Raw genomic sequence first — 19,986 nt, forward strand, 5'->3', positions numbered from 1 at the left:
CGCGCCGACTAAGGCCGGGTTACCGCCCGTCTCTGAGCCGTGACCCGATTTGTTCCGGGAGGTCCGTCTGTGCGACGGCGTGTTCGACGCGGTCGATGTCGTAGCGGACGCGGTGTTCGTCGACGGTCAGCGAATCGAGGTCCAGCACCGCGTAGGCCGCCCGCGGGTCGCCGTCCCGCGGCTGGCCGACGCTCCCGGGGTTCATCACGACGCCCGCGTCGTAGACTTCGTGTGCTTGGATGTGCGTGTGGCCCAGTACGAGTACGTCCTCGTCTTCCATGAGAGACGGGCCGAACAGGCTCGGGTAGGTGTACCGGTCCGGGTCGTCGGGGTGACCGTGGACGACTTTCACGCGGCCGTCGAACAGCACGCGTTCGTTCGGGAGGCCATCCAACCACGCCCGCTGTTCGTCCGACAACTGGGCGCGACTGTACTCGACACCCGCGCGGGCCATGCTGTTGAACGCGAAGGCGGTATCGGTGGCGACCGCCCGGTCGTGGTTGCCCATGACCGTCGGCGCGTCGAGAGCCCGGACCCGTTCGAGACACTCGGCCGGATGCGGCCCGTACCCCACCACGTCGCCGGCACACACGTAGGCGTCCACGTCGGGCATGTCCGCGAGAACGGCCTCGAACGCCACCGCGTTGCTGTGGACGTCCGAGATAACCCCGATGTCCATACCTACCCTCCGCCTCGAACGCGGTTAAATCCTGACACCTTCGGCCTGAATCTGCCCCAACAGTATATGTTCGGGGGTCACACACCACGGGGTATGCAGTCTCCGACAGCAAGCACCCGGGCGGGGTGGAGCGATGAGTGACGGACCACTCGCCGGCGTCGACGTGGTGGAACTCTCCTCGAACATCGCAGGCCCGTTCGCCGGGAAACTCCTCGGTGACATGGGTGCACACGTCGTGAAAGTCGAGCGGCCGGGCGTCGGCGACTCGGTGCGTGCCCGCCCGCAACCGTACGACAGACACGGAACCGACGGCCTGACCTACCGCTTCCTGAACTACAACACGAGCAAGGAGGGCCTCGCGATGAACCTCAAGACCGACGAGGGGAAAGATGCCCTCGAAGGCCTCATCGAGTCCGCCGACGTGGTGTTGGAGAACATGCGGCCGGGGTCGATGGACCGGCTCGGGATGGGGTGGGAGACGATGCGGGAGCTGAACCCGGGCCTCGTCTACTGTTCGATTACGGGCTACGGCGACGGTCCGTACGCGGACCGGCCGGCCGTCGACACGATGATTCAGGGCATCTCCGGCTTTGCCTCCCAAATCGGCGACGACGACTTCGGGACGATGGACGTCCTCGTGGCGGACATGAGCACCGGCCTCTACGCCGCGCTCGGAACCGTCATGGCACTGTTCTCCCGCGCCACGGGCGGGTCCGGCCAGCGCGTGGACGTGACGATGCTCGACACGATGGTGTCGTTCCTCGGGCACCACCTCGCCGAGTACACGGGCGACCAGCGACACGACGACTACGAGGCGGACTACGGCGCGGCCTTCGCCCCCAACGACTTCTTCGAGACGGCCGACGACCACATCGCGCTGTACCTCACGCAGGACTACTGGGCGCGGTTCTGTGCGACCATCGACCGCGAGGCGTGGGCCGACCCGAACCACCGATACGGCACGAACGAGAGCCGCCTCGCTCACCGCGAGGAACTGCACGCGGACCTCGAAGCCGTCTTCGGGACTGCCACCACCGAGGAGTGGCTGGATACCTTCGACGCCGCGGACGGGCCGATTCCCGCCGCGCCCGTCAACGACATCGCGGAGATGGTCGCGGACCCACAGGTACAGGCGCAAGACGCCGTACAGGTCCGCGACCACCCCGTCCTCGGCACGCACTGGCTTCCCAACGTGGTCCCGAAGTTCTCCGAGACGCCCGGGGACATCGGCCACGCGCCCGAACTGGGCGGTGACACGGAGACGATACTCAGAGAGATGGGCTACGGCGACGCCGACATCGAGAACATGCGGGCCGCCGGCGCGTTCGACTGAGACGGGCGACCGGTCCGTCGCTACTCGCCTTTCGCTTCGCGCATCGCCTCGATGTGGTCGCGCGCCGCCGGGCCGACGCTGTCGTGCCACTCGATGAACTGGACCTGCAGGCCGAACCACGACCCCGGATGGAGGGTCGCCTCTTTCCGTGTCTCGGGGATGTCGGCCTCCATGATGACCTCGCCGCCCTCCGCGATGACCGTCTCGACGGTCGATTCGAGGTCGTCGACGTTGACGCCGATGTGGTGGAGGCCGGGGCCGTTGTCGGCGAGGTAGTCGGCCATGAAGGAGTCGTCGCTCGTCGGCGTGATGAGCGTGAACATGTCGTCACCGCCGAGCATGTACGCCGTCTCGTACTGCCACTCCTCGCTCTCCATGGTCCAGACGTGTTCCGCACCGGCTGCCTCCATTCCGGCGATTGCTGGGGCCAACTCCTCGACTGCCGCGGCGATGTGGTCGATTTCGAGCATCGCCTACCACCTACGGGCCGACGCGCAAAACCCTTTCCCGCGCACCGACGATGTCAATTCCTTCCTGTGTAGGAACTGTGAGCGTGAAACTGCGGCGGCGTTGTGGCCTGTGGTTTATGTCCCCACGCGGCGTGTACTCTGTGGTATGCTCGAACTGTATCAGTCCGAAACCTGTCCGTACTGTGGGAAAGTCCGCGAGAAACTGTCGGACCTCGGCGTCTCCTACGTCATCCACAACCCGCGCCTCGGCGGCAAGAGCGGCGGCGACGTGACCAACGAACAGACCTACCACGAGATGATGGAACTGGGCGGCGAGGACCAGATTCCGTACCTCGTGGACAACTCGCGCGGGGAAGCACTGTACGAGAGCGACGACATCGTCGCCTACCTCGAAGAACACTACGAGTAGTTACGCGCCGTTGTCGATGCCCGTCTCGAACCCGTCGTCCGTCCGGGTCACGCCGGCGGCACAGACCGGGTGCTCGAACTCCAGCCCCAGCACTTCCGTCGCTATCTCGTTCGCCTGCGTCGCGTCGAGGCCGAACGCCTCGGGACTGTCCTTCTCGTAGGTGGCGACCAGCGTCGGTTCCTCGACTGCCTCGACCAGCAACGCGTCACGGCGGACGGTCCCGATGTAACTCTCACCGTCGCCCACGACGCCCGCGACGCGGGGCGTATCGTAGTCGTCTTTCTCGTAGTCGAGCGCGAGGAGTGACTCGGCCAGCGCGTCTCGGGGCGGGTAGCCGAGACCGAGTTTCTCCGTGATGGGGTCGACGTGGGTGCCGTTGCCGACGACGGCCGCCCCGTCGGTGGTGCGGACGCAGTTGTACGAGATGTAGGGGTTGTCCGTCTCCTCGGCATCGTCGGTGGGGACGACGGTGAGGGTGCCGTTCGACCGCGCCAGTACCTCGCGCTTCGGGAACGACCGAGAGGAGACACGGTACGCTGCTCGGTCCGGTGCCACGACGACGAATCTACCGACGTACATGCGCGTCAGTGGTCCCCTCGCGGGTAAGGAGGTATCGGTTGCTGGCCGGCGTGTCGGGGCTGCCGGACTCGGAACAAGGTACATACCGGTCCCGCCCGTATGTGTGTCCGTGACTGAGGGATACGCTCCGTCGGACGTTCCGCTGTACCCGGACCAACCGACACGGGAAGACGAGTACCGGCGCGCACAGGCGGAGGGTGCTCCGTTCTTCGCCGTCGAGCAGTACGAGGAGGGGTACGCCGTCACCTACGACCTGCTTCCGGCCGGGAGTCAACTCGCGGGCCCGGCCTACCGCGAACTCGACGAGCAGGCTACCCGGACCGTCGAGTCCATCGTCGGTGACTCGTCGCTCCCGACGACGGAGGTGAGCCGGTCCATCGGCGACTCGCTGGGCAACATCTCCTTTTTCGAGCAGGAGTCGAGTGCCCGCGAAGTCGCCGCCGTCGTCTCCGGCATCGTCCTCGACGAGACGAACTGGGTCGACGCCGCCCCACCCGGGGATACCCCCCCACAGAACCGCCAGAACTGAGCACAACAGGTTGATGGCCCCGGCCCGCTTCCGTCCGGTATGGACGAAGCTGAAGTCAGCCGACTCATCGAGGCGGGCGTGTCGGACGCGGACGCGACGGTTACGACACCGCGTGACCCGGACGACGACCAGCACTACCGCGCCGTCGTCGTCTCACCGGCGTTCGAGGGCGAGACACTCGTCGACCGCCACCAACTGGTCCACGACGCACTGGGCGAGCACCTGACGCGCGACATCCACGCCATCGAACTGGAGACGTACACGCCCGCCGAACGCGAGGAGTGAGTGGCGACGGACATTTACCCGTGGCACACACAGACACGGTATGGCCTTCGACCCCGAACCCGAACTTTCGCCGGAGGAAGTCCGCGAACGCGTCGACGACGCTATCGCCGAGCACGACGTCGTCCTGTTCATGAAAGGGACCGAACTGATGCCCCAGTGTGGCTACTCACGGAAGGCACTCGGTCTCCTGCAGCAACACCGCGACGATGTGGCGACGGTGAACGTCCTCGACGCGCTGGACGCCCACCGCGAGGCACTACAACGACACAGCGACCGCGAGACGATTCCCCAGACGTTCGTCGACGGCGAGTTCGTCGGCGGGAGCGACATCCTCGAACAACTCCACGAACGCGACGAACTCGCGGCGACGCTCGACGCCTAACCTGCCGGGCATCTTGGCACCTTGCCGACGAAAGCCAGCCCTTTTGCACCTGCTGCCCCGAACAGTCGCATGGAAATCACGACGCCGCGCCGACGGTTCCTCAAAGTCGCCGGGACGGGAACGGCCCTCTCGCTCGCAGGCTGTAACGCTCTCCAAAACCAGTCCGACGGCGACGGTGACGGCGGCGGCGACGGGTCACCCACCGTGACCCTCGCAGTCGAACCCGACCGGGAGGCACTCCAGCAACGCCAGCAGGAAATCCGTGACCAACTCCAGTCCAACGAAATCGGCCGGCAGGAAGCCCAACAGCAACTCCAGCAGGCACAGACCGAAATCCTGAACAACGCCACCGACGCCTTCGAGACGCGGGCCGAGGACGAATCTGGCATCACCGTCGACGACTCTGTGACGGAGGTCGGCGTGTTCCTCGTCTCCGGGGAGCCGGGGGCACTCATCGGCCTGCTCTCGGCCGAGGAAGTCGCCGCGCTGTTGCCAGAGTCGTCGTTCGCGGACGCACAGGCACAGGCGTCGACGCCGACGGAAGTGCAGACGGACGCGTCGGGCTAGCCGCCCGGTCAGCGAACCGCGCGTATCAAATCCAGCAGTTCGTCGCGGTACGCGCCGGGGTTCGTCTCGGGTCGCTCGTCCGCCGGGAGTGAGTCGAGGAGCGCGTCCAGTCCACGGACCGGATACGCCCCGCCAGCGATGCGGAACGACCCGCCCCGCGTCCAGACTGCCAGCCACGCCTCCACGTCCACGCTGTCGCCCCCCGTGAGCGGAACTGTCGCGGTTATTTTCGTCAGTCGCGCCCGGTCGCCCGTGTCGGTCCGGAACCGCTGGCTCCGCCCGAGGTCGACGTCCTCGAAGCCGCGCGCTCGTAGGTCGTCGGCGAACGACCGCCGCGCCTCGGTCACGACTGTCGGCCGCATGGATGCCGGTCCGACGCCCGGCGGGAGTCCCGGCGAGAACGAGAGTCGCGTCGCGAAGAGAAACCGCTGGATTCCGGGGCTGTCGTCCCGGTCGAGCGAGACGAGGTGGTCGCCGCCCGCCTCCGTCGCCCCGACTGCGTCGCCGGTCTCGGCGGCCGTCAGGGCGTCCCGGAGCGCGGTGTCTTCGTAGACGACCGTGTGCCCCGTCACGGTCGCCATCGGCGTCCGGAACACCGTGTCCTCGCTCCGTTCGACGACCTCCCACGGGCCATCCGTCACGCGGTCCGACGCGATGTCGGGGTACCGGTCCGTCATGGGTACTGTTTGGGGCTACCCCCGGTTGCCCGTTTCGGTGGCTGGCGTCGTCCCCGCGCCCGGACCCGCCGGACTGAAACGGCCCCTCCGCGTACCGTTCGGTATGACCGACGACTGGGCCGACCGCCTCCGAGAGAATCGTGCGGAGAAAGACAGTTTCCTCGCCGAACACCGCCAATCCCCGATTCCACCGGACGAACGCGACGACTTCGACGGCCTCGACTACTTCGACCCCGACCCGGACTACCGCGTCGAGGCGACCGTTCGCGTCCACGACGACCCCGAACCGCGGGAGATGGAGACGACCGACGGCCGGACGGTCCGGTACCTCCGCGTGCTCACGTTCGACTTCGAACTCGACGGCGAGACGTACGAACTCCACGGCTACCGGCAGGAGACGGACGAATCGGCGGCTATCTTCGTTCCCTTCCGGGACAAGACCACCGGCCAAGCGACCTACGAGGCGGGCCGGTACATGGAACTGGAACCGGAGGGAGACCTCGAAGACGGCGACCGCGTGACGGTCGACTTCAACCTCGCGTACTCGCCGTTCTGTGCGTTCAGCGAGACGTTCTCCTGCCCGCTCCCGCCAGAGGAGAACTGGCTCGAAACGACCGTCGAGGCGGGCGAGCGGGCACCCTGACCCGGCGACACCCGCCGGAGTCGCCGCCGGTATAGGCGTCCGACCCGACATCCGAGTATGTCCGAGCCGACACCCGCCTCGGGTCTCGTCGCGGAGACGCTGACGGCTGCCGACGCCGGGGCACGCCCCGCCGGCCTCCTTCTCGTCGCGGCGGGCATCGCACACCTCGTCGCCCCCGGTCCTCTGTTGTGGGCCGCACGAACCGGCTACGGGACCGTCCTCGGCGTCGAGTTCGTCCCGGGCGACGCGACGACGCGGCGCGTCCGCACCCTCGGCGTCGGCATGGTCGCCGCCGGGGCGCACCTCCTGTACTACGGCGGCATCCTGCCCGAGTGACTGACAGCGAGGGTCACGGTAACGACCGCCGATAGCCGCCCACGCCGATTGCGACGATGCCGACACACGCCGAGAGCAGTCGCACGAGCGGTCCAGTGGCCGTCAGCGGCGGGGACGCCGTCTCGGTGGACATCACGTCGTACCGGGCCGTCTGCTGGCGACGCTCGTCGAGACTCGGCCGGTCGGGGTCCGGTTCGGGCGTCGCTTCGCCTTCCTCGGCGGCCCGTTCTCGGTACTCCTCGCGGCGTTCGGCGAGGTCTTCGACCCGTTCGACCGGTTCGTCGGCCGGCGGGAGGTCCGCGTCCGGCGGCCGCTCGACGACGACGCTGTGGAGCGCGCGCTGTTCCTCGAAATCGTCTATCTCCCCGAGTTCGCCGGCCGTCGGATAGCTGAACTCCGGCGCGCCTTGTCCGACCGGCACGGTGTACCGACCGCCGTTTTCGAGCGCGCTCACGTACAACTCCTGCCCGCGTGCCGAGAGGTTCTCGTAGGCAATGACCGTCGTGTAGCCGTTCTCGGCCATCTGACTCTCGTTCTCGAACGTGCCCGGACCCGTGTCGTGGGACAGCACCGGCTGAACCGGGACGAGCGCGGGGGCGACCAGCAGCGCGACACCGACGACGACGAGCGCGGCGGCGACGCGCTGGCTCCCGAGCGTCTCTCGGACGCTCATTCGAGGTCACTCCGTTGGAACCGCACGTAGCCGACGGCAAGCGGTAGCACGACCCAGACGGCGAGGACGACGACGCCCATCTCGTCGCCGAGGTACGCGGGCACCTCGCCGGCGTCGGGGGCGCGGCGGAACACCTCCCGTTGGAACGCCTCGGGGCGGACGAGGTTGGCCGCCTTCCGGAAGGCGACGAGCGGGCTTGTGAACGTGACGGCGTTGTAGAGCCTTAGGTTCGGCTCCATCCCCAACACCGTGGTGTGGACCCACTGGACGACGGTGGTGATACGAATCCCGGGAACCACGTAGAGGACGACCAGCGCGAAGTAGGCCCCCACGGCGGTGGCGATAGCGCGGCTCTTCGAGGCGACGGCCGCCGACAGCGCGACGGCGACGGCCACGAACACACCGGCGTACAAAAGCGAGAGGGCGAACAGTCCCGCGACCATCCCGACCGGGAGGACGCCGTTGCGCGCGACTGCGAGGCTCGTCGCCGCCACGAACAGGAACGCGATGCCCGTCCAGACGACGACCAGACGGCTCAGGAGCTTCCCGAGGAACACGTCCCGGCGCGTGTTCGGGAGACCGAGCAGGAACTTGATGCCGCCGCTCTCGCGCTCCCCGGCGATGGCCATGTAACTCGCCACCAGCGCGACGATTGGCAACAGAACCGCGAGCAGGAGTACCAGCGTGTCGAACAACTGCTGGACGGTCCGCAATGGCGAGACCCGGTAGCCCTGATAGCCGAAGGCGACGACGCCGACGAGCAGGGCCAGCAGGGTGCCGAAGGCCCACAGCGCGCGTGACCGGCGGCCACTCTTGAGGTCACGGCGCGCAACACCGAGGACGCTCATCGGACGGCCTCCGCTGGGTCGGCCGTCGTCGCGTCGCGGCCGCCCTCGGTGAGTTCGTTGAACAGCGTCTCCAGCGACACGGTGTCCGAGAGGATGTCCCGTACGTCGGCGCGCTCGGCGACGTGGGTCACTACGTCCACCTTCGCGCTCGGTGCGGCACACTCCACGGTGAGCGTCCGGCCCTCGACGGTCACCCCGGTCACGCCGGGGAGTCCCGCGACGCCGAGGTCTCCCGGCGGCGACGCACACTCGACGTGGATGGTCGCCCCGCCGGTGGCGTTCTCGCGGAGGTCCTCGATGCTGTCGAGGGCGACCAGTTCGCCCTCCTTCATCACGCCGACGCGGTCACACACCGCCTCGACTTCCGAGAGGATGTGACTGGAGAAGAAGACGGTCGTCCCGTTCTCGGCGCGCTCCCGGACCACCTCGCGCATGTTCTGGATGCCGTTGGGGTCCAGTCCGGTCGAGGGTTCGTCGAGAATCAGCAGGTCCGGGTCGCCGGCGAGTGCCATGGCGAAGGCGAGCCGCCCTTGCATCCCCTTCGAGTAGTCGGCGGCCATGCGCTCGCCCGCGTCGCCGAGGCCGACCAGCTCCAGCAGGTCGCTGGGGGCGTCGTCGGCGTCTTTCGTCTCGACTGCCCACTCGACGTACTCGCGGCCGACGAGGGGGTCGGCGAACCCGTACCCCTCGGGGAGGACACCGACCCGTCGCCGAATCGCGGCGGGGTCGTCCTGTGCGTCCAGTCCGAGGACGCGGGCGGTCCCACTGGTCGGCCGGATGAAATCGAGGAGGAGGTTGATGGTCGTCGACTTCCCCGCCCCGTTGGGGCCGAGAAAGCCGAACACCTCTCCTTCCTCGACGGTCAAATCGAGGTCGTCGACGGCGACGACGTCGTCGCCGAAGCGTTTGGTCAAACCGGTCGTCTCGATGGAGGGCATCCCCTCGTTCTGCCGAGGCTATCGGGGTAAACCTTCTGAACGGGAAAAGAGCCGTTTGTGTCTCTACTCGCCGGCGACGTGCTCGTCGCGGGTGTCTTCGAGGACCTCACGGGCGTGGCCCGCCGGGTCCGCGAGTTCCGGGTCGTAGACGGCCGCGACTTCCCCGCCCGCGAGCACGAACGTCCGGCGGTCGGTGTACCCCTCGTCCGTGTCCAGACCGAATGCCTCGGACACCTCGCCGTCCGGGTCGGCCAACAGGTCGAAGGAGACACCCTCCTCATCGGCGAAGTCCGCGTGGCTCTCTACGTCGTCCATCGAGACGCCGTACACGTCGATACCGGCGTCCCGGTACTCCGGCAGGGCGTCCTCGAAATCGTTCGCCTCGATGGTACACCCGCCGGTGAAGTCCTTCGGATAGAAGTACACCACCGTCGGGTCGTCGAATGCGAGCGTGACCGTCTCGCCGTGCTGGTTCTGCGCGCTGACCTCGGGTGCCGTATCGCCGACTTCGAGCATACCACCGGTTCTCGCGCCTGCCGCATACCTGTTTGGGTCGCCCGAGTGGCGGCACGTTACGGCTTGTCCGTCTCGTGCATCCACTCGATTGCGGCCTGCAAGCCGTCCTCGTCGCGGCGTTCGCGGAACTCGGTCGCCGTCTCCGACTCCATCGTGAGCGTGCCCATGAACTCGTCGACGCGGCCGTACCGCCGGTACCCCTGCGTCTCCTGCACGTCGTTCAGCATGTCCTTCACGACGGCGACGCCGGCACTCGGCGTCTTCCGGATGCGGGCTATCTCCTCGTCGACGGCCGCGCCCAGTTCGCCGTCGGGGACGACGTGGTTGACCAGCCCCATCCGCCGTGCCTCCTCGGCGTCGACGGACTTGCCGCTGTAGAGCAACTCCCGGGCGTGTTTCAGGGAGTTGGCGACGAACGGCAGGACGAACTTCGGCGGCGGTTCCCCGAAGTGCATGTCCGGGTAGCCGAACTCCGACCGCTCGGTGGCGAAGGTCAGGTCACAGGCGATGGCGAGGTTACAACCGCCCGCGAGTGCCGCCCCGTCCACGGCCGCGATGACCGGCTTGCGCGCCGAGAAGACGGCTTCGAGGTGGCTCCGCTGGTTCAGGATGCGGTCGTCGACGGACCCCTTCTCGCCCGCACCGCTGATGTCGTAGCCCGAGGAGAAGGCTGGGCCGTGGCCCGCGACGACGACGACTCGCACGTCGTCGTCGGCCTCGGCGCGCGCGATGGCGTCCTCGAACTCCCCGAGTATCTCGGCGTTCAGCGCGTTCATCGCGTCCGGCCGGTCGAGACGGACGTGGGCCGTCGCGTCCGTCCGCTCGTATTCGATTGTGCTGTACTTTGTCACGGGAGTCACTCTCACCCCGGTGGCATATATAGCTATCCCGGCGGGACAGCGGTAGCCGCCCGTCGGCCCGGACAGCCGAAGCGACTACGCCCTCGCGGCTCACAACTGGCGGTATGCCCGACCCGACCACCGACGTGGCCCTGCCGACGCCGGCGACGCTCGCGGAGACGGTGGCCGACGCCGTCGCGGCGGCCGACACGTTCGCTACCGACTGACTGCTCGCTGCGTGGCGGCGGCTCCGCGTCTTCAGTCGACGAACCGCCGGTACCCCGTCCGCAGGAGTCGCGCCGCGCCGATACCGACGAAGACCACAGTCCCGAGAACGACGCCCGTGAGCGTCCCGGGGAGCGTCGGGAACCCCGAGTAGCGGCCGGCCAAGACCAACACCACGGCGACGAGCCACAGGACGTACGCGCCGAGTGCGACCTGCCGAAGGGTATCGCCCATACCGACGGTAGGACGGACACGATTATAGAACGCCCGGAACCCCGTCGTGGCGACCGTTCGGTGACATGCCCCGCCCGAGTCGGGCGGGAACTGACTCCGCAACACATATTACTCACAGTGGCTAACCCAGAGATAGCCGGACGGTGCGGGCCACCGGCGACGACAGCAGTCCATTGGGGTAGTGGCCAATCCTGAAGCCTTCTGGGGGCTTCGACCCTGGTTCGAATCCAGGATGGACTACTTCTCGGACGCTGACCGGCCAGTCACGACGCCGGGTCCCGGTATCGGTCCGCTCTGGTTCACTGCCCGCCTTTCTTCCGAAACCAGACGCGTTCGCCGACCGGCGACTCGTCCGGTTCGATGTCGAGTCGACCGACGAACAACTCGCGGACGGCGACCGTCACGACCAACTCGACTGACTCGCCGTCGGGCGTCGAGACGGTGACGACGCAGTGACCGTCGCGCGCTGTCAGGTCTGCTATCGTGCCGACGCGCCACTTCTCCGGGTCGTGTGTCGGCTCGCGGGCGTGAATCCGGTCGTGTACCATTCACCCGGAGGGAGGGGAGCCAGCCGTTTCAGCGCGACGGGACCGTCCTGCTGTGGGGTCGCCTCTGTTGGACGCTCGGGGCCGTCGGCTGGCTGAACTCACCGCTCGATACCGTCAGCAGGTATATAATCGACACGTGTTAACTAATAACATGTCTCTGACCGAGTACTCGGTATCCACGCTCCCGGTTGCGGTACGCCCTCTCGGAGGCCCCGATCATGACGGGTGACACACAACCATCGTCGACTGTCCTCGTCGTCGAGGACGAACGCAAACTCGCCGACTTCTACGCGAAGTGGCTCTCGGAAGCTCACGAGGTGTTGGTCGCCTACAGCGGTAAGGCCGCCATCCAGTTGTTCGACGAGAGCGTCGACGTTGTCCTGCTCGACCGGCGGATGCCGGATACGACCGGCGACGAAGTTCTCGAACACATCCGGTCGAGTTCGTCCGACCCCGGGGTGGCGATGGTGACTGCAGTCAAACCATCGGTCGACGTGGTGTCGATGGGGTTCGACGAATACGTCGTCAAACCGGTCGACAAGGAAGAACTGCTGTCACTCACCGAAACCTTGCTTCGCCGTGCGGAACACGACGAGGCGATGCGACGGCACTACCGAATCGCCTCGAAAATCAGCCTGCTGGAGGAGAACCTGAGCGGGCGGGAACTGGCTGCGAGCGAGGAGTACACGCGTCTTCAAGAAGAGCTCGACGCTATCGACGACGAACTGTCGGTGGCGGACGAACTAAGCGCGGAGGATGTCGGCGCGTTGCTCCGTTCCACGGACGGTGAACAGTGAAGGACCATCCGTCATCCGCGGAGAACGGAACGGTTCCGTTCACACCCGGGACGAACGTACTCGCCGTCGACGGGACCGACCGAGGCACGCTCCAGTTCTCACTGTCCCACCTCCAGAAGTTCGACCGACGCCTGCTCGTCAGTTTAGATATCGCCCCTAAGCAACTCGTCCAACTCGCGACGGACGCAGACGACGAGTCACCGACTACGGTCCTCGATTGTACTGCCGACTCGGAGCCGTTGCTGGCCAGCGAGATTCCTGCCGAGACGTCGGTCAGGAACGTCGAACCGGAGACCGCTTCAGTAGGTGAGGCTACCATCGGCGCGCTCGACCAGTTGCCCGACGGGACGACAGCAGGCATCTGTGTCCACTCTGTCCCGACGCTCGTAGAACGCTCGACAGTCCAGAAGACGTACAAGTTGCTGTACGTGCTCGCACAACGAGTGCGCCGTGACGGCCACTTGGCTTTCTACACGTGGAACAACCCAACCGAAACCCGGAACCTCCGAATACTCGGCCGCGCTCTCGACTACCGGGTCACGCTCGACGAGGCAGACGAGCCTACGGTTCGCTCGCTGGTTGAGGTGGGGGAAGATGGATGAGCAGCCCTCGACAAGCACGGAGCGACCCACTCCTAACGACACGCCGACAGAGACTTTCGAAGCGGTCGTCGACCTACTGGAACGCTGGGAGACAACGGGCAGCGACAACCAGAGTACCCCGAACCAACTCCAGCAGTTCCTCGAACAGGAACTGAACGACGAAACCGACTCGATACTCGACCGAGACATCGTGGAGCGTCACAGCGGGTCGAACGCGGCGGACCTGAGCGTAAACGGCGAAATCGGAATCAAAATCGTCGGTGAGGTCCGTCGGTCGACAGTCGACCAAATGAACAACACACTGTCGCTGCTGTCCGGGCTGTATCGTTTCGTCGCGGTGTACTGGTTGGAACCCTCGGCGGAAACGTCCGACTACCGACGGACTATCGAGCGGATGGCGTTGAGAAACGACCTCGGGCTCAAAGGTATCAGATTCGTTACTGGTGAGTACACAGACGACGAGCGTACAGCCGACTCCTCGACCCGGATTATCCGACCGCTGACGGCTTGCCTGAGCGTTTTCCTCGCGCTGGTTCTAGTCGGCATCGGGCTTCTCGTCCGAACGCTGTCGTTCATCACTGGCCCGTTCTGGCTGTTGCTCGTCGGTACTGCCATGGTCTTTTTCTACGCGCTCGTGTTCGCGGCGGTGTTGTAGAGTATTGTAAAACGGACGAGACGGAGGTAGCGCGCCGGCGGTGTTCCGTACACTCTCCGTGTCCCCGGAACGGACGCGTCAGCACGACGGCCGCTGTTTCGAGCCGCCAACACCCGGGCCACACGAACAGTCCCGACGGACGAACATTAGTCTGTGAGAACAACTCGCACAACTTCTATGAGCGGGCCACGTGAGGGTGTTGTATGGTCGTGGATATCGACGACATCGACACGGTGGCAGTCATCGGCGCGGGTGAGATGGGACGCGGCATCGGTGCCGTCGCCGCGCTCGCGGGCTACGAGACGGCGGTCAACGACATCGACGAGGACCAACTCGCCGACGCCAGAGAGCAGGTCGAGTGGTCCTACGACAAGACCGTCGAGAACGGTGCGGCGACACGGGAGGAAGTCGAGGCCGCCCGCGACCGCCTCACCTTCACCACCGACTTCGACGCCGCCGTCGGGGACGCCGACTTCGTGACGGAGGCGGCCGTCGAACAGCAGGCCGTCAAGGAGGATATTTTCGCGGACCTCGACGAGACGGCCCCCGAGGAGGCAATTCTCGCCACCAACACCTCCGGGCTGAACATCACGCAACTGGCCGAGTCGACCGACCGCCCCGCACAGGTCATCGGCACCCACTGGTTCAACCCGCCGATGCTGATGGAACTGGTGGAGGTCATCATGACCGAACACGCGCCCGAGAGTGTCGGCGACACCGGCGAGGCCCTCATCGAGTCGTTCGGGAAGACGCCCATCCGGTGCAAAATCGACATCCCTTCGTTCATCGTCAACCGGCTGATGCGACCCTACGGCGAAGCTCCGGCGTGGATGGTCTACCGCGGCGAGTACTCCATCACGGAACTGGACTCGGCGATGAAGTACAAGGAAGGGTTCCCGATGGGGCCGTTCGAGTTGGCCGACTACACCGGCGGCATCCAGATTCGCGTCGAGGGCGAAGGGGACCACCTCGAAGACGACCGGCCGATGGCCTACGACACCGAGGTCTGCCCCCTGCTCCACCAACTCTACGAGAAGGGTCGCTACGGCCGGAAGGCCGACGCCGGGTACTACGAGTACGACGAACGCGACGAGCCACAGATTCCGGTCGACGCCGGACAGGGCGTCGACACGCTGGAGGTGTGGGCACCCATCGTCAACGAGGCGGCCAAGATGGTGCAAAACGACGTGGCGACCGTCGAAGATGTCGACACCGGCGCGCGTCTCGGCGGCAACTGGCCGATGGGACCGCTGGAGAAGGCCGACGAAGTGGGCGCGGATGCGGTGCTACAGACGCTGACCGACGTGGCCAGCAGGCAGAACGACACGAACAAACTCGCGGAGAACCTCCCGTGTGACCTCCTCGTCGAGAAGGCCACGACGGGCGAGACGTTCTACTGAGCGGGAACCTGCCGTCTAGCCCCCGCGTAACACGCTCGTGAGGCCGGCCGCTTCGGCACCGACCCACGCCACGAAGACGGCGTAGGCGGCGAGCAACACGTAGGACTCGGCGGAACTCATCGAGAGGTCGGTGCGCAGGACGGTAAAGAGGAGGATGGTCGCCACCGTCAACACGCCCATCATCGGGGCGGCGACGGCGAAGTCGACGGCCACGCTCCCGGCGATGAGGACGCCGACGGGGACGGCGACCAGCAAGTCGAACGTGTTCGAGCCGAGGACGTTGCCCAGACTCGTCACACTCTTACCGGTCCGGGCCGCGCGGACGCTGATGAGCGTGTCGGGGAGGCTGGTCGCCGCCGCGACGACGACGGCACCCGCGAGGAACACGGGGATGCCGAACGTCCCGGTCAGACTTTCGACGGCCCCGACGAGTTGCTCGACGGCGACGAGGATGACGGCGAGGCCGCCGAGGAGTTTCAGCCACTCACGCCGCACGTCGACAGTGCCCACGTCGTCGCTCTCGTAGTCGCTCACATCCTGCCACTGGATGAAGACGTACAGCCCGTAGAGCAGGACCGGGATGAGGGCGAGCGGGCGCGTTATCGTCCCGCGCAGGCTCTCCCCCTCGGTGGGGAAGTAGATGACCGCGAGCGCGAATGTGATGAGGAGCGCGGAGACGGCTATCATGTAGAACTGGGCTTCCTTGTAGACCAGCGTGCGGTTCGCCTCGACGGCGTCGTCGGTCATGATACCCGCCAGCGCGGGGATGACGAGGACGTTGAAGATGGCCGACCCGACGATAGCACCCACGCCCATGTCGAACACGCCCGCGAGGGCGGTGAAGACGACGCTCGCCAACTCGGGGAAACTCGACCCGACGGCGACGACGAGAGACCCCTGCACGACGGCCGGGAGACCGTAGTGTCGAGAGAGGTTCTCTGCGGCCGATTCGAGCCATCCGCTCCCGACCCAGACGAACGCCGTCGCGACGACGATGACGGCGACGTTCGCCAGCGGCGTGTCCGGCACGACACCACCGAGTACCATCGTACCGGGTGCAACCCGGCGAGAGCCGAAATGTGTTCCCCTCCCGAACCGACCGGCGGAACCTATACCTCCCTCGCGCCAGTGTTCCCGTAGATGCGCGCTGTTCGATACCACGACGCAGGCGGACCGGACGAGTTGACACTCGAAGAGATACCGCGCCCGGACCCCGGCCCCGGCGACGTACTCGTCGACGTCCGCGCGGCGAGCGTCAATCCCGTCGACGCGAAGTACCACGAGTGGGGCGTTCCGACGATGCCCAAGACCACCGGGTCGGACCTCGCGGGCGTCGTCGACGCCGTGGGCGAGGACGTGGACGCCTTCGCCGAGGGCGACCGGGTGTTCGCGACCGGGCTGCACGTCGACCGTTTCTCCGGTGGGTCGTTCGCCGACTCCGCCGCCGTCCCGACGGACCTGCTGGCGACACTACCCGACGGCGTCTCCTTCGAGGCGGGGGCGGCCGTCGCACTGGCCGGCGTCACCGCGTGGCGGGCCTTCGTCGACCACGCCGGCCTCGAACCGGGGAGTACGGCGTTCGTCCACGGCGGCAACGGCGGCGTCGGTCACGTCGCGGTCGGACTGGCCGACGCACTCGGCGCGACGCCCGTCGCCACGGCACGGCCCGAACACCACGACGTGGTTCGGACGTTCGGGGCCGAGACGGTGCTGGACTACACCCGCGACGACTTGCTCGCGGCCGCCCGCGAGGCGACGGGCGGCGCGGACGCGGTCCTCGACCACCGACCCGGCGACTACTACGAGTTCGACGCCGAGGTTTCGGCCTACGGCGGCCACGTCGTCGTCATCGCCGGGACGGAGGCGGCCCTCTCGGACGCGGGGGCGGCGCGCTCGAAGGAACTCGCCCTCCACATGATGAGCATGTCGAACCTCGCGGCCCGGCCCGACACGCCGAACATCGGACCGATTCTCGCCCGACTGGGCCGCCTGCTCGCCGACGGCCGCCTCGACGTGACCGTCGACCGGACGTACTCCCTCGAAGAGGCCGCGGACGCCCACCGTGCGGTGATGGAGGAGAGTATCGTCGGGAAAATCGTCGTCGTCCCGTAGCGGCCGGGACCGCCCCGACCGTGCTAGGCAGACACTATCATAATGAAAGTCCATGAAATTTATGTGGGTGCGAGCCTGAGCGGTGTGTACGGACAGAGACAGTCCGTGAGTACCATGACAGAACGGCTGCAGACAGACGACGACGGACGACTTGACCCGATGGTTCCGGAGATGCCCACGCGCCGCGTCCAGACTGACGGTGGACGCGCCCACAGTACGTCGATAGCCCCGAAACTGGTACTCACGGAAGCCGACGCCCCCCTCGTCCCCGACCTCTCGTAGGTCGGCGGCGGTTTCTCCCGATTTCCCGTCCGCAGAGCGGACGCGCCGCCCGATACCCGCATTCGAGCGGCGGTGCTGTCGGTCCTGTACGGCTGAAAAATCGAGATGACTACACGGACCAGTCGCGGAGACGGCTACGCCTCGTCGCCGCCGTCGGTCAGCACTTCGACGTCGTCTCCCGCCTCCTCCGTGGCGAACGACGGCAACTCGTCGTCGCTCTCCGCCTCTTCCTCGTCGTGGTCACGCGTCCAGTCGGTGTCGAACCCGTGTGAATGGCACATGTTCTCACACCTCACTGGGACCGCAGGACTGGATTCGGATAAATCCTCGGTGGTCACCGACCCCGGCCGATAGTGCCGGTGGCCGTGCTGTTATGTAACACGGGCCACGATGAGGTGTATGGACGAGACACGGGTGGGCGACCTCATGACGTCGCCGATGCTGACGATTGGGATGGACGACAACGCGGCAGATGTCGGGCACGCGATGCGCGAGCAAGGCATCAAATCCGTCGTCGCCATCGACGAGGACTGTTCGCCCACGGGCATCGTCACCTCGACTGACTTCGTGGCGATGGCCGCCGACGACCGGCGACCGAGCGAGACGCCGGTCGGCGAGTACGCGACGACGGACGTGGTCACCGTCGACGCGGACGACCCGGTGTCCGGTGTCGCCGCCCGGATGCGCGAGAACGACATCAACCACCTCCCCGTCATGGACGACGGACAGGTGGCCGGTATCCTGACGACGACGGACCTCACCGAGTGGTTCGCCGACCCGCCGCAGGCCACGGGCGACTGACTGCACGAGCGACCACACGCTGATAGTTCCCGCGGCCGAACGACCGGCATGAGTGTTCCCGACGCCGTCGCCGACCGCATCGCCGGAGTCGCGCTCCCGGCCAACCTCGCAACCTCGGTCAACGACCGCCCGCACGTCGCGCCGGTCTGGTACGACTACGCCGACGGCCACCTGCACATCCTGACCGGCGGGCAGAAACTCGACAACGTCCGCGCGAACCCGCGCGTCGCCGCCGCTATCGAACACACCGACGGGGAACACTGGCTGGTCACGCTCCGGGGCACGGCTACCGTCGTCGCGGACGAGGACCGAACCGAGGCCGTGGCGCGTCGCATCTTCGAGACGTACACGGGTGACCCCGAAGCCGCGGCGTACCGGACGGAGGACGGCGACCCGGAGGGCAGTCTCGTCGACGTGCGCATCGGGTCGGCTTCGCTCCGGACGTTCTGACCCGGACGTACAATAGCGTGGCCCCCCTACGAGTCGTCGATGCCAACCGTCGAGTTCGCGGGCGAGGAAATCGAGTGCGACCACGGGGCGGTCCTGCGCGACGTGTTACTCGGAGCCGACGCGCCAGTCCACAACGGCCCCCGCGCGCTGTCCTGCCACGGCCTCGGGAGTTGCGGCACCTGTGCAGTCGAAATCGAGGGCGACGCGGGTGTGGTGACGACCCGCGAACGCCTCCGCCTCTCGGTCCCACCGCACTCGCCCGACAGTGCCCTCCGACTGGCCTGCCGGGTCCGCGTGACGGACGACCTCACCGTGACCAAACACGGTGGTTTCTGGGGAACTGACACCGACTGACCGGGGCCACACACTCAAGTAGTCGCGCCCGGTCTGTACGCCCCAGATGTACGAGGACGTTCAGTACGAGGTCGCAGACGGTATCGCCACTATCACCATCGACCGCCCGGACGTGCTCAACGCCTTCCGGGGCGAGACGCTGTTGGAACTGAACGAGGCACTCCGCGACGCCCGCGAGGACGACTCGGTGTACGTCATCGTCCTGACCGGCGCGGACGGCGCGTTCTGTGCCGGGGCCGACGTGACCGAGATGCCCGACTGGGGCGACCAGCCCAAAGAGGAGTACGCGGGGTATCTCTGGACCGTCCAGAACGTCGTGCGCCAGTTGCGGGAGACGAGCAAGCCCAGCATCGCGGCGGTGCCCGGTCCGGCCATCGGTGCCGGCTGTGACTTCGCGCTGGCCTGTGACATGCGCGTGGTCGGCCCGGAGGGACTGTTCCGCGAGGGGTTCGTCCGCGTCGGCCTCGTCCCCGGCGACGGCGGCGCGTGGTTGCTCCCGCGGCTCATCGGCGAGTCGGCGGCGAAGAAGTACCTGCTCACGGGCCGCGACATCGACCCCGCGGACGCCGTCGAGTTGGGACTCGCCGTCGAGGAGGCCGAGAACCCGCTGGCGGCCGCGACGGACCTCGCCGAGGAACTGCTCGCCCTCCCCGCGACGGCCGTGCGGCGGACGAACGACCTCGTGGACTCCGAGCGCGGCTTCGAGGACTACTGCGAGCGCGCCATCGCCTACCAGTGGGAGTGTGTCACCGACCCCGAACACCACGAGGCCGTCGCCGCGTTCAACGAGAACCGGGACCCCGAGTACGACCGCGACTACTGA

The 19,986-nt window shown here is 66.9% G+C and carries 31 protein-coding genes and 1 tRNA gene; 19 read left to right on the forward strand and 13 right to left on the reverse strand.

What is annotated here, in order from left to right; all coding sequences use genetic code 11:
* Positions 1-19: 19 nt before the first annotated feature.
* Positions 20-679, reverse strand: a complete 660-nt coding sequence (locus MUG95_RS07895) for a metallophosphoesterase family protein (protein WP_247005457.1) — start codon at positions 677-679, stop codon at positions 20-22.
* A 133-nt stretch (positions 680-812) separates the two neighbouring features.
* Here MUG95_RS07895 and MUG95_RS07900 point away from each other — a divergent pair, with 133 nt between their 5' ends.
* Positions 813-2,012 carry a CaiB/BaiF CoA transferase family protein gene (locus MUG95_RS07900; protein ID WP_247005458.1) on the forward strand — a complete coding sequence of 400 codons (1,200 nt, stop codon included), beginning with the start codon at positions 813-815 and terminating at the stop codon, positions 2,010-2,012.
* 20 nt (positions 2,013-2,032) lie between these two features.
* Here MUG95_RS07900 and MUG95_RS07905 read toward each other — a convergent pair whose 3' ends face one another.
* Positions 2,033-2,482, reverse strand: coding sequence for a VOC family protein (locus MUG95_RS07905; protein ID WP_247005459.1), 450 nt, complete (start codon positions 2,480-2,482; stop codon positions 2,033-2,035).
* 145 nt (positions 2,483-2,627) lie between these two features.
* Between MUG95_RS07905 and MUG95_RS07910 the strand changes: the two genes are divergently transcribed.
* Entirely contained in the window at positions 2,628-2,891 is a 264-nt protein-coding gene (locus MUG95_RS07910) for a glutathione S-transferase N-terminal domain-containing protein (protein WP_247005460.1), read from the forward strand.
* Here the strand turns inward: MUG95_RS07910 and MUG95_RS07915 are convergent, their stop codons facing one another.
* The gene (locus MUG95_RS07915) at positions 2,892-3,470 is read right to left on the reverse strand and encodes an IMP cyclohydrolase (protein WP_247005461.1); all 579 of its coding nucleotides are present in this window, start codon (positions 3,468-3,470) and stop codon (positions 2,892-2,894) included. It abuts the gene before it with no gap.
* 109 nt (positions 3,471-3,579) lie between these two features.
* Between MUG95_RS07915 and MUG95_RS07920 the strand changes: the two genes are divergently transcribed.
* From MUG95_RS07920 to MUG95_RS07935, 4 genes are all read left to right on the forward strand, one after another.
* The gene (locus tag MUG95_RS07920; RefSeq protein WP_247005462.1) at positions 3,580-3,999 is read left to right on the forward strand and encodes a hypothetical protein; all 420 of its coding nucleotides are present in this window, start codon (positions 3,580-3,582) and stop codon (positions 3,997-3,999) included.
* A 39-nt stretch (positions 4,000-4,038) separates the two neighbouring features.
* Entirely contained in the window at positions 4,039-4,284 is a 246-nt protein-coding gene (locus MUG95_RS07925; protein WP_247005464.1) for a BolA/IbaG family iron-sulfur metabolism protein, read from the forward strand.
* 40 nt (positions 4,285-4,324) lie between these two features.
* Positions 4,325-4,666 carry a glutaredoxin family protein gene (locus tag MUG95_RS07930; protein WP_247005465.1) on the forward strand — a complete coding sequence of 114 codons (342 nt, stop codon included), beginning with the start codon at positions 4,325-4,327 and terminating at the stop codon, positions 4,664-4,666.
* 69 nt (positions 4,667-4,735) lie between these two features.
* Positions 4,736-5,233, forward strand: a complete 498-nt coding sequence (locus MUG95_RS07935; protein ID WP_247005467.1) for a hypothetical protein — start codon at positions 4,736-4,738, stop codon at positions 5,231-5,233.
* Between the two features lie 8 nt (positions 5,234-5,241).
* Here the strand turns inward: MUG95_RS07935 and MUG95_RS07940 are convergent, their stop codons facing one another.
* Positions 5,242-5,910: a DUF6517 family protein gene (locus tag MUG95_RS07940; protein WP_247005469.1), complete on the reverse strand. Its 669-nt coding sequence runs from the start codon at positions 5,908-5,910 to the stop codon at positions 5,242-5,244.
* Positions 5,911-6,013: 103 nt separating this feature from the next.
* Here MUG95_RS07940 and MUG95_RS07945 point away from each other — a divergent pair, with 103 nt between their 5' ends.
* Both MUG95_RS07945 and MUG95_RS07950 read left to right on the forward strand, forming a co-directional pair.
* The gene (locus MUG95_RS07945) at positions 6,014-6,553 is read left to right on the forward strand and encodes a DUF1684 domain-containing protein (RefSeq protein ID WP_247005470.1); all 540 of its coding nucleotides are present in this window, start codon (positions 6,014-6,016) and stop codon (positions 6,551-6,553) included.
* A gap of 57 nt (positions 6,554-6,610) precedes the next feature.
* A complete protein-coding gene (locus MUG95_RS07950; protein WP_247005472.1) occupies positions 6,611-6,889 on the forward strand; it encodes a hypothetical protein in 279 nt (92 codons plus the stop codon).
* A gap of 13 nt (positions 6,890-6,902) precedes the next feature.
* Here the strand turns inward: MUG95_RS07950 and MUG95_RS07955 are convergent, their stop codons facing one another.
* From MUG95_RS07955 to MUG95_RS07980, 6 genes are all read right to left on the reverse strand, one after another.
* Positions 6,903-7,562: a hypothetical protein gene (locus MUG95_RS07955; RefSeq protein ID WP_247005474.1), complete on the reverse strand. Its 660-nt coding sequence runs from the start codon at positions 7,560-7,562 to the stop codon at positions 6,903-6,905.
* A complete protein-coding gene (locus tag MUG95_RS07960) occupies positions 7,559-8,410 on the reverse strand; it encodes an ABC transporter permease (RefSeq protein WP_247005477.1) in 852 nt (283 codons plus the stop codon). The genes MUG95_RS07955 and MUG95_RS07960 overlap by 4 nt, the downstream gene beginning before the upstream one ends.
* On the reverse strand, positions 8,407-9,348 hold the full coding sequence (locus tag MUG95_RS07965) for an ABC transporter ATP-binding protein (protein ID WP_247005479.1): 942 nt from the start codon (positions 9,346-9,348) through the stop codon (positions 8,407-8,409). Before MUG95_RS07965 ends, MUG95_RS07960 begins: the two co-directional genes overlap by 4 nt.
* Before the next feature lie 63 nt (positions 9,349-9,411).
* Positions 9,412-9,864, reverse strand: coding sequence for a peroxiredoxin (locus MUG95_RS07970; RefSeq protein ID WP_247005481.1), 453 nt, complete (start codon positions 9,862-9,864; stop codon positions 9,412-9,414).
* A gap of 56 nt (positions 9,865-9,920) precedes the next feature.
* Positions 9,921-10,715, reverse strand: coding sequence for an enoyl-CoA hydratase/isomerase family protein (locus tag MUG95_RS07975; protein ID WP_247005482.1), 795 nt, complete (start codon positions 10,713-10,715; stop codon positions 9,921-9,923).
* Between the two features lie 246 nt (positions 10,716-10,961).
* Positions 10,962-11,162, reverse strand: coding sequence for a hypothetical protein (locus tag MUG95_RS07980; protein ID WP_247005484.1), 201 nt, complete (start codon positions 11,160-11,162; stop codon positions 10,962-10,964).
* Positions 11,163-11,329: 167 nt separating this feature from the next.
* Between MUG95_RS07980 and MUG95_RS07985 the strand changes: the two genes are divergently transcribed.
* Positions 11,330-11,402 (forward strand) — tRNA-Gln (locus tag MUG95_RS07985).
* Positions 11,403-11,461: 59 nt separating this feature from the next.
* Here MUG95_RS07985 and MUG95_RS07990 read toward each other — a convergent pair.
* Positions 11,462-11,710, reverse strand: coding sequence for a DUF7861 family protein (locus MUG95_RS07990; protein ID WP_247005486.1), 249 nt, complete (start codon positions 11,708-11,710; stop codon positions 11,462-11,464).
* 218 nt (positions 11,711-11,928) lie between these two features.
* Here MUG95_RS07990 and MUG95_RS07995 point away from each other — a divergent pair, with 218 nt between their 5' ends.
* From MUG95_RS07995 to MUG95_RS08010, 4 genes are all read left to right on the forward strand, one after another.
* A complete protein-coding gene (locus MUG95_RS07995) occupies positions 11,929-12,507 on the forward strand; it encodes a response regulator (RefSeq protein ID WP_247005488.1) in 579 nt (192 codons plus the stop codon).
* Positions 12,504-13,109, forward strand: a complete 606-nt coding sequence (locus MUG95_RS08000) for a DUF7504 family protein (RefSeq protein WP_247005490.1) — start codon at positions 12,504-12,506, stop codon at positions 13,107-13,109. Before MUG95_RS07995 ends, MUG95_RS08000 begins: the two co-directional genes overlap by 4 nt.
* Complete coding sequence (locus tag MUG95_RS08005) at positions 13,102-13,764, forward strand: hypothetical protein (protein WP_247005492.1); 663 nt, start codon at positions 13,102-13,104, stop codon at positions 13,762-13,764. Before MUG95_RS08000 ends, MUG95_RS08005 begins: the two co-directional genes overlap by 8 nt.
* Positions 13,765-13,967: 203 nt before the next feature.
* Entirely contained in the window at positions 13,968-15,164 is a 1,197-nt protein-coding gene (locus MUG95_RS08010) for a 3-hydroxyacyl-CoA dehydrogenase (protein WP_247005494.1), read from the forward strand.
* 15 nt (positions 15,165-15,179) lie between these two features.
* Here the strand turns inward: MUG95_RS08010 and MUG95_RS08015 are convergent, their stop codons facing one another.
* A complete protein-coding gene (locus MUG95_RS08015) occupies positions 15,180-16,211 on the reverse strand; it encodes a sodium:calcium antiporter (RefSeq protein ID WP_247005496.1) in 1,032 nt (343 codons plus the stop codon).
* A gap of 93 nt (positions 16,212-16,304) precedes the next feature.
* Between MUG95_RS08015 and MUG95_RS08020 the strand changes: the two genes are divergently transcribed.
* Positions 16,305-17,276: a quinone oxidoreductase family protein gene (locus MUG95_RS08020; RefSeq protein WP_247005497.1), complete on the forward strand. Its 972-nt coding sequence runs from the start codon at positions 16,305-16,307 to the stop codon at positions 17,274-17,276.
* Between the two features lie 114 nt (positions 17,277-17,390).
* Positions 17,391-17,558, forward strand: a complete 168-nt coding sequence (locus MUG95_RS08025; protein WP_247005499.1) for a hypothetical protein — start codon at positions 17,391-17,393, stop codon at positions 17,556-17,558.
* 134 nt (positions 17,559-17,692) lie between these two features.
* Here the strand turns inward: MUG95_RS08025 and MUG95_RS08030 are convergent, their stop codons facing one another.
* The gene (locus MUG95_RS08030; RefSeq protein ID WP_247005501.1) at positions 17,693-17,839 is read right to left on the reverse strand and encodes a hypothetical protein; all 147 of its coding nucleotides are present in this window, start codon (positions 17,837-17,839) and stop codon (positions 17,693-17,695) included.
* Between the two features lie 118 nt (positions 17,840-17,957).
* Here MUG95_RS08030 and MUG95_RS08035 point away from each other — a divergent pair, with 118 nt between their 5' ends.
* From MUG95_RS08035 to MUG95_RS08050, 4 genes are read left to right on the forward strand one after another with little or no spacing between them, the layout of a single operon-like run.
* Positions 17,958-18,359 carry a CBS domain-containing protein gene (locus tag MUG95_RS08035; protein WP_247005502.1) on the forward strand — a complete coding sequence of 134 codons (402 nt, stop codon included), beginning with the start codon at positions 17,958-17,960 and terminating at the stop codon, positions 18,357-18,359.
* Between the two features lie 48 nt (positions 18,360-18,407).
* Positions 18,408-18,809 carry a pyridoxamine 5'-phosphate oxidase family protein gene (locus MUG95_RS08040; protein ID WP_247005504.1) on the forward strand — a complete coding sequence of 134 codons (402 nt, stop codon included), beginning with the start codon at positions 18,408-18,410 and terminating at the stop codon, positions 18,807-18,809.
* Between the two features lie 39 nt (positions 18,810-18,848).
* A complete protein-coding gene (locus tag MUG95_RS08045) occupies positions 18,849-19,163 on the forward strand; it encodes a 2Fe-2S iron-sulfur cluster-binding protein (RefSeq protein WP_247005506.1) in 315 nt (104 codons plus the stop codon).
* Positions 19,164-19,209: 46 nt separating this feature from the next.
* Positions 19,210-19,986 (forward strand): enoyl-CoA hydratase/isomerase family protein, encoded by a 777-nt coding sequence (locus tag MUG95_RS08050; protein ID WP_247005508.1) that lies wholly within the window; start codon positions 19,210-19,212, stop codon positions 19,984-19,986.

The organism is Halorientalis litorea (genome assembly GCF_023028225.1).
In the GTDB taxonomy this organism is placed as follows: Archaea; Halobacteriota; Halobacteria; order Halobacteriales; family Haloarculaceae; genus Halorientalis; species Halorientalis litorea.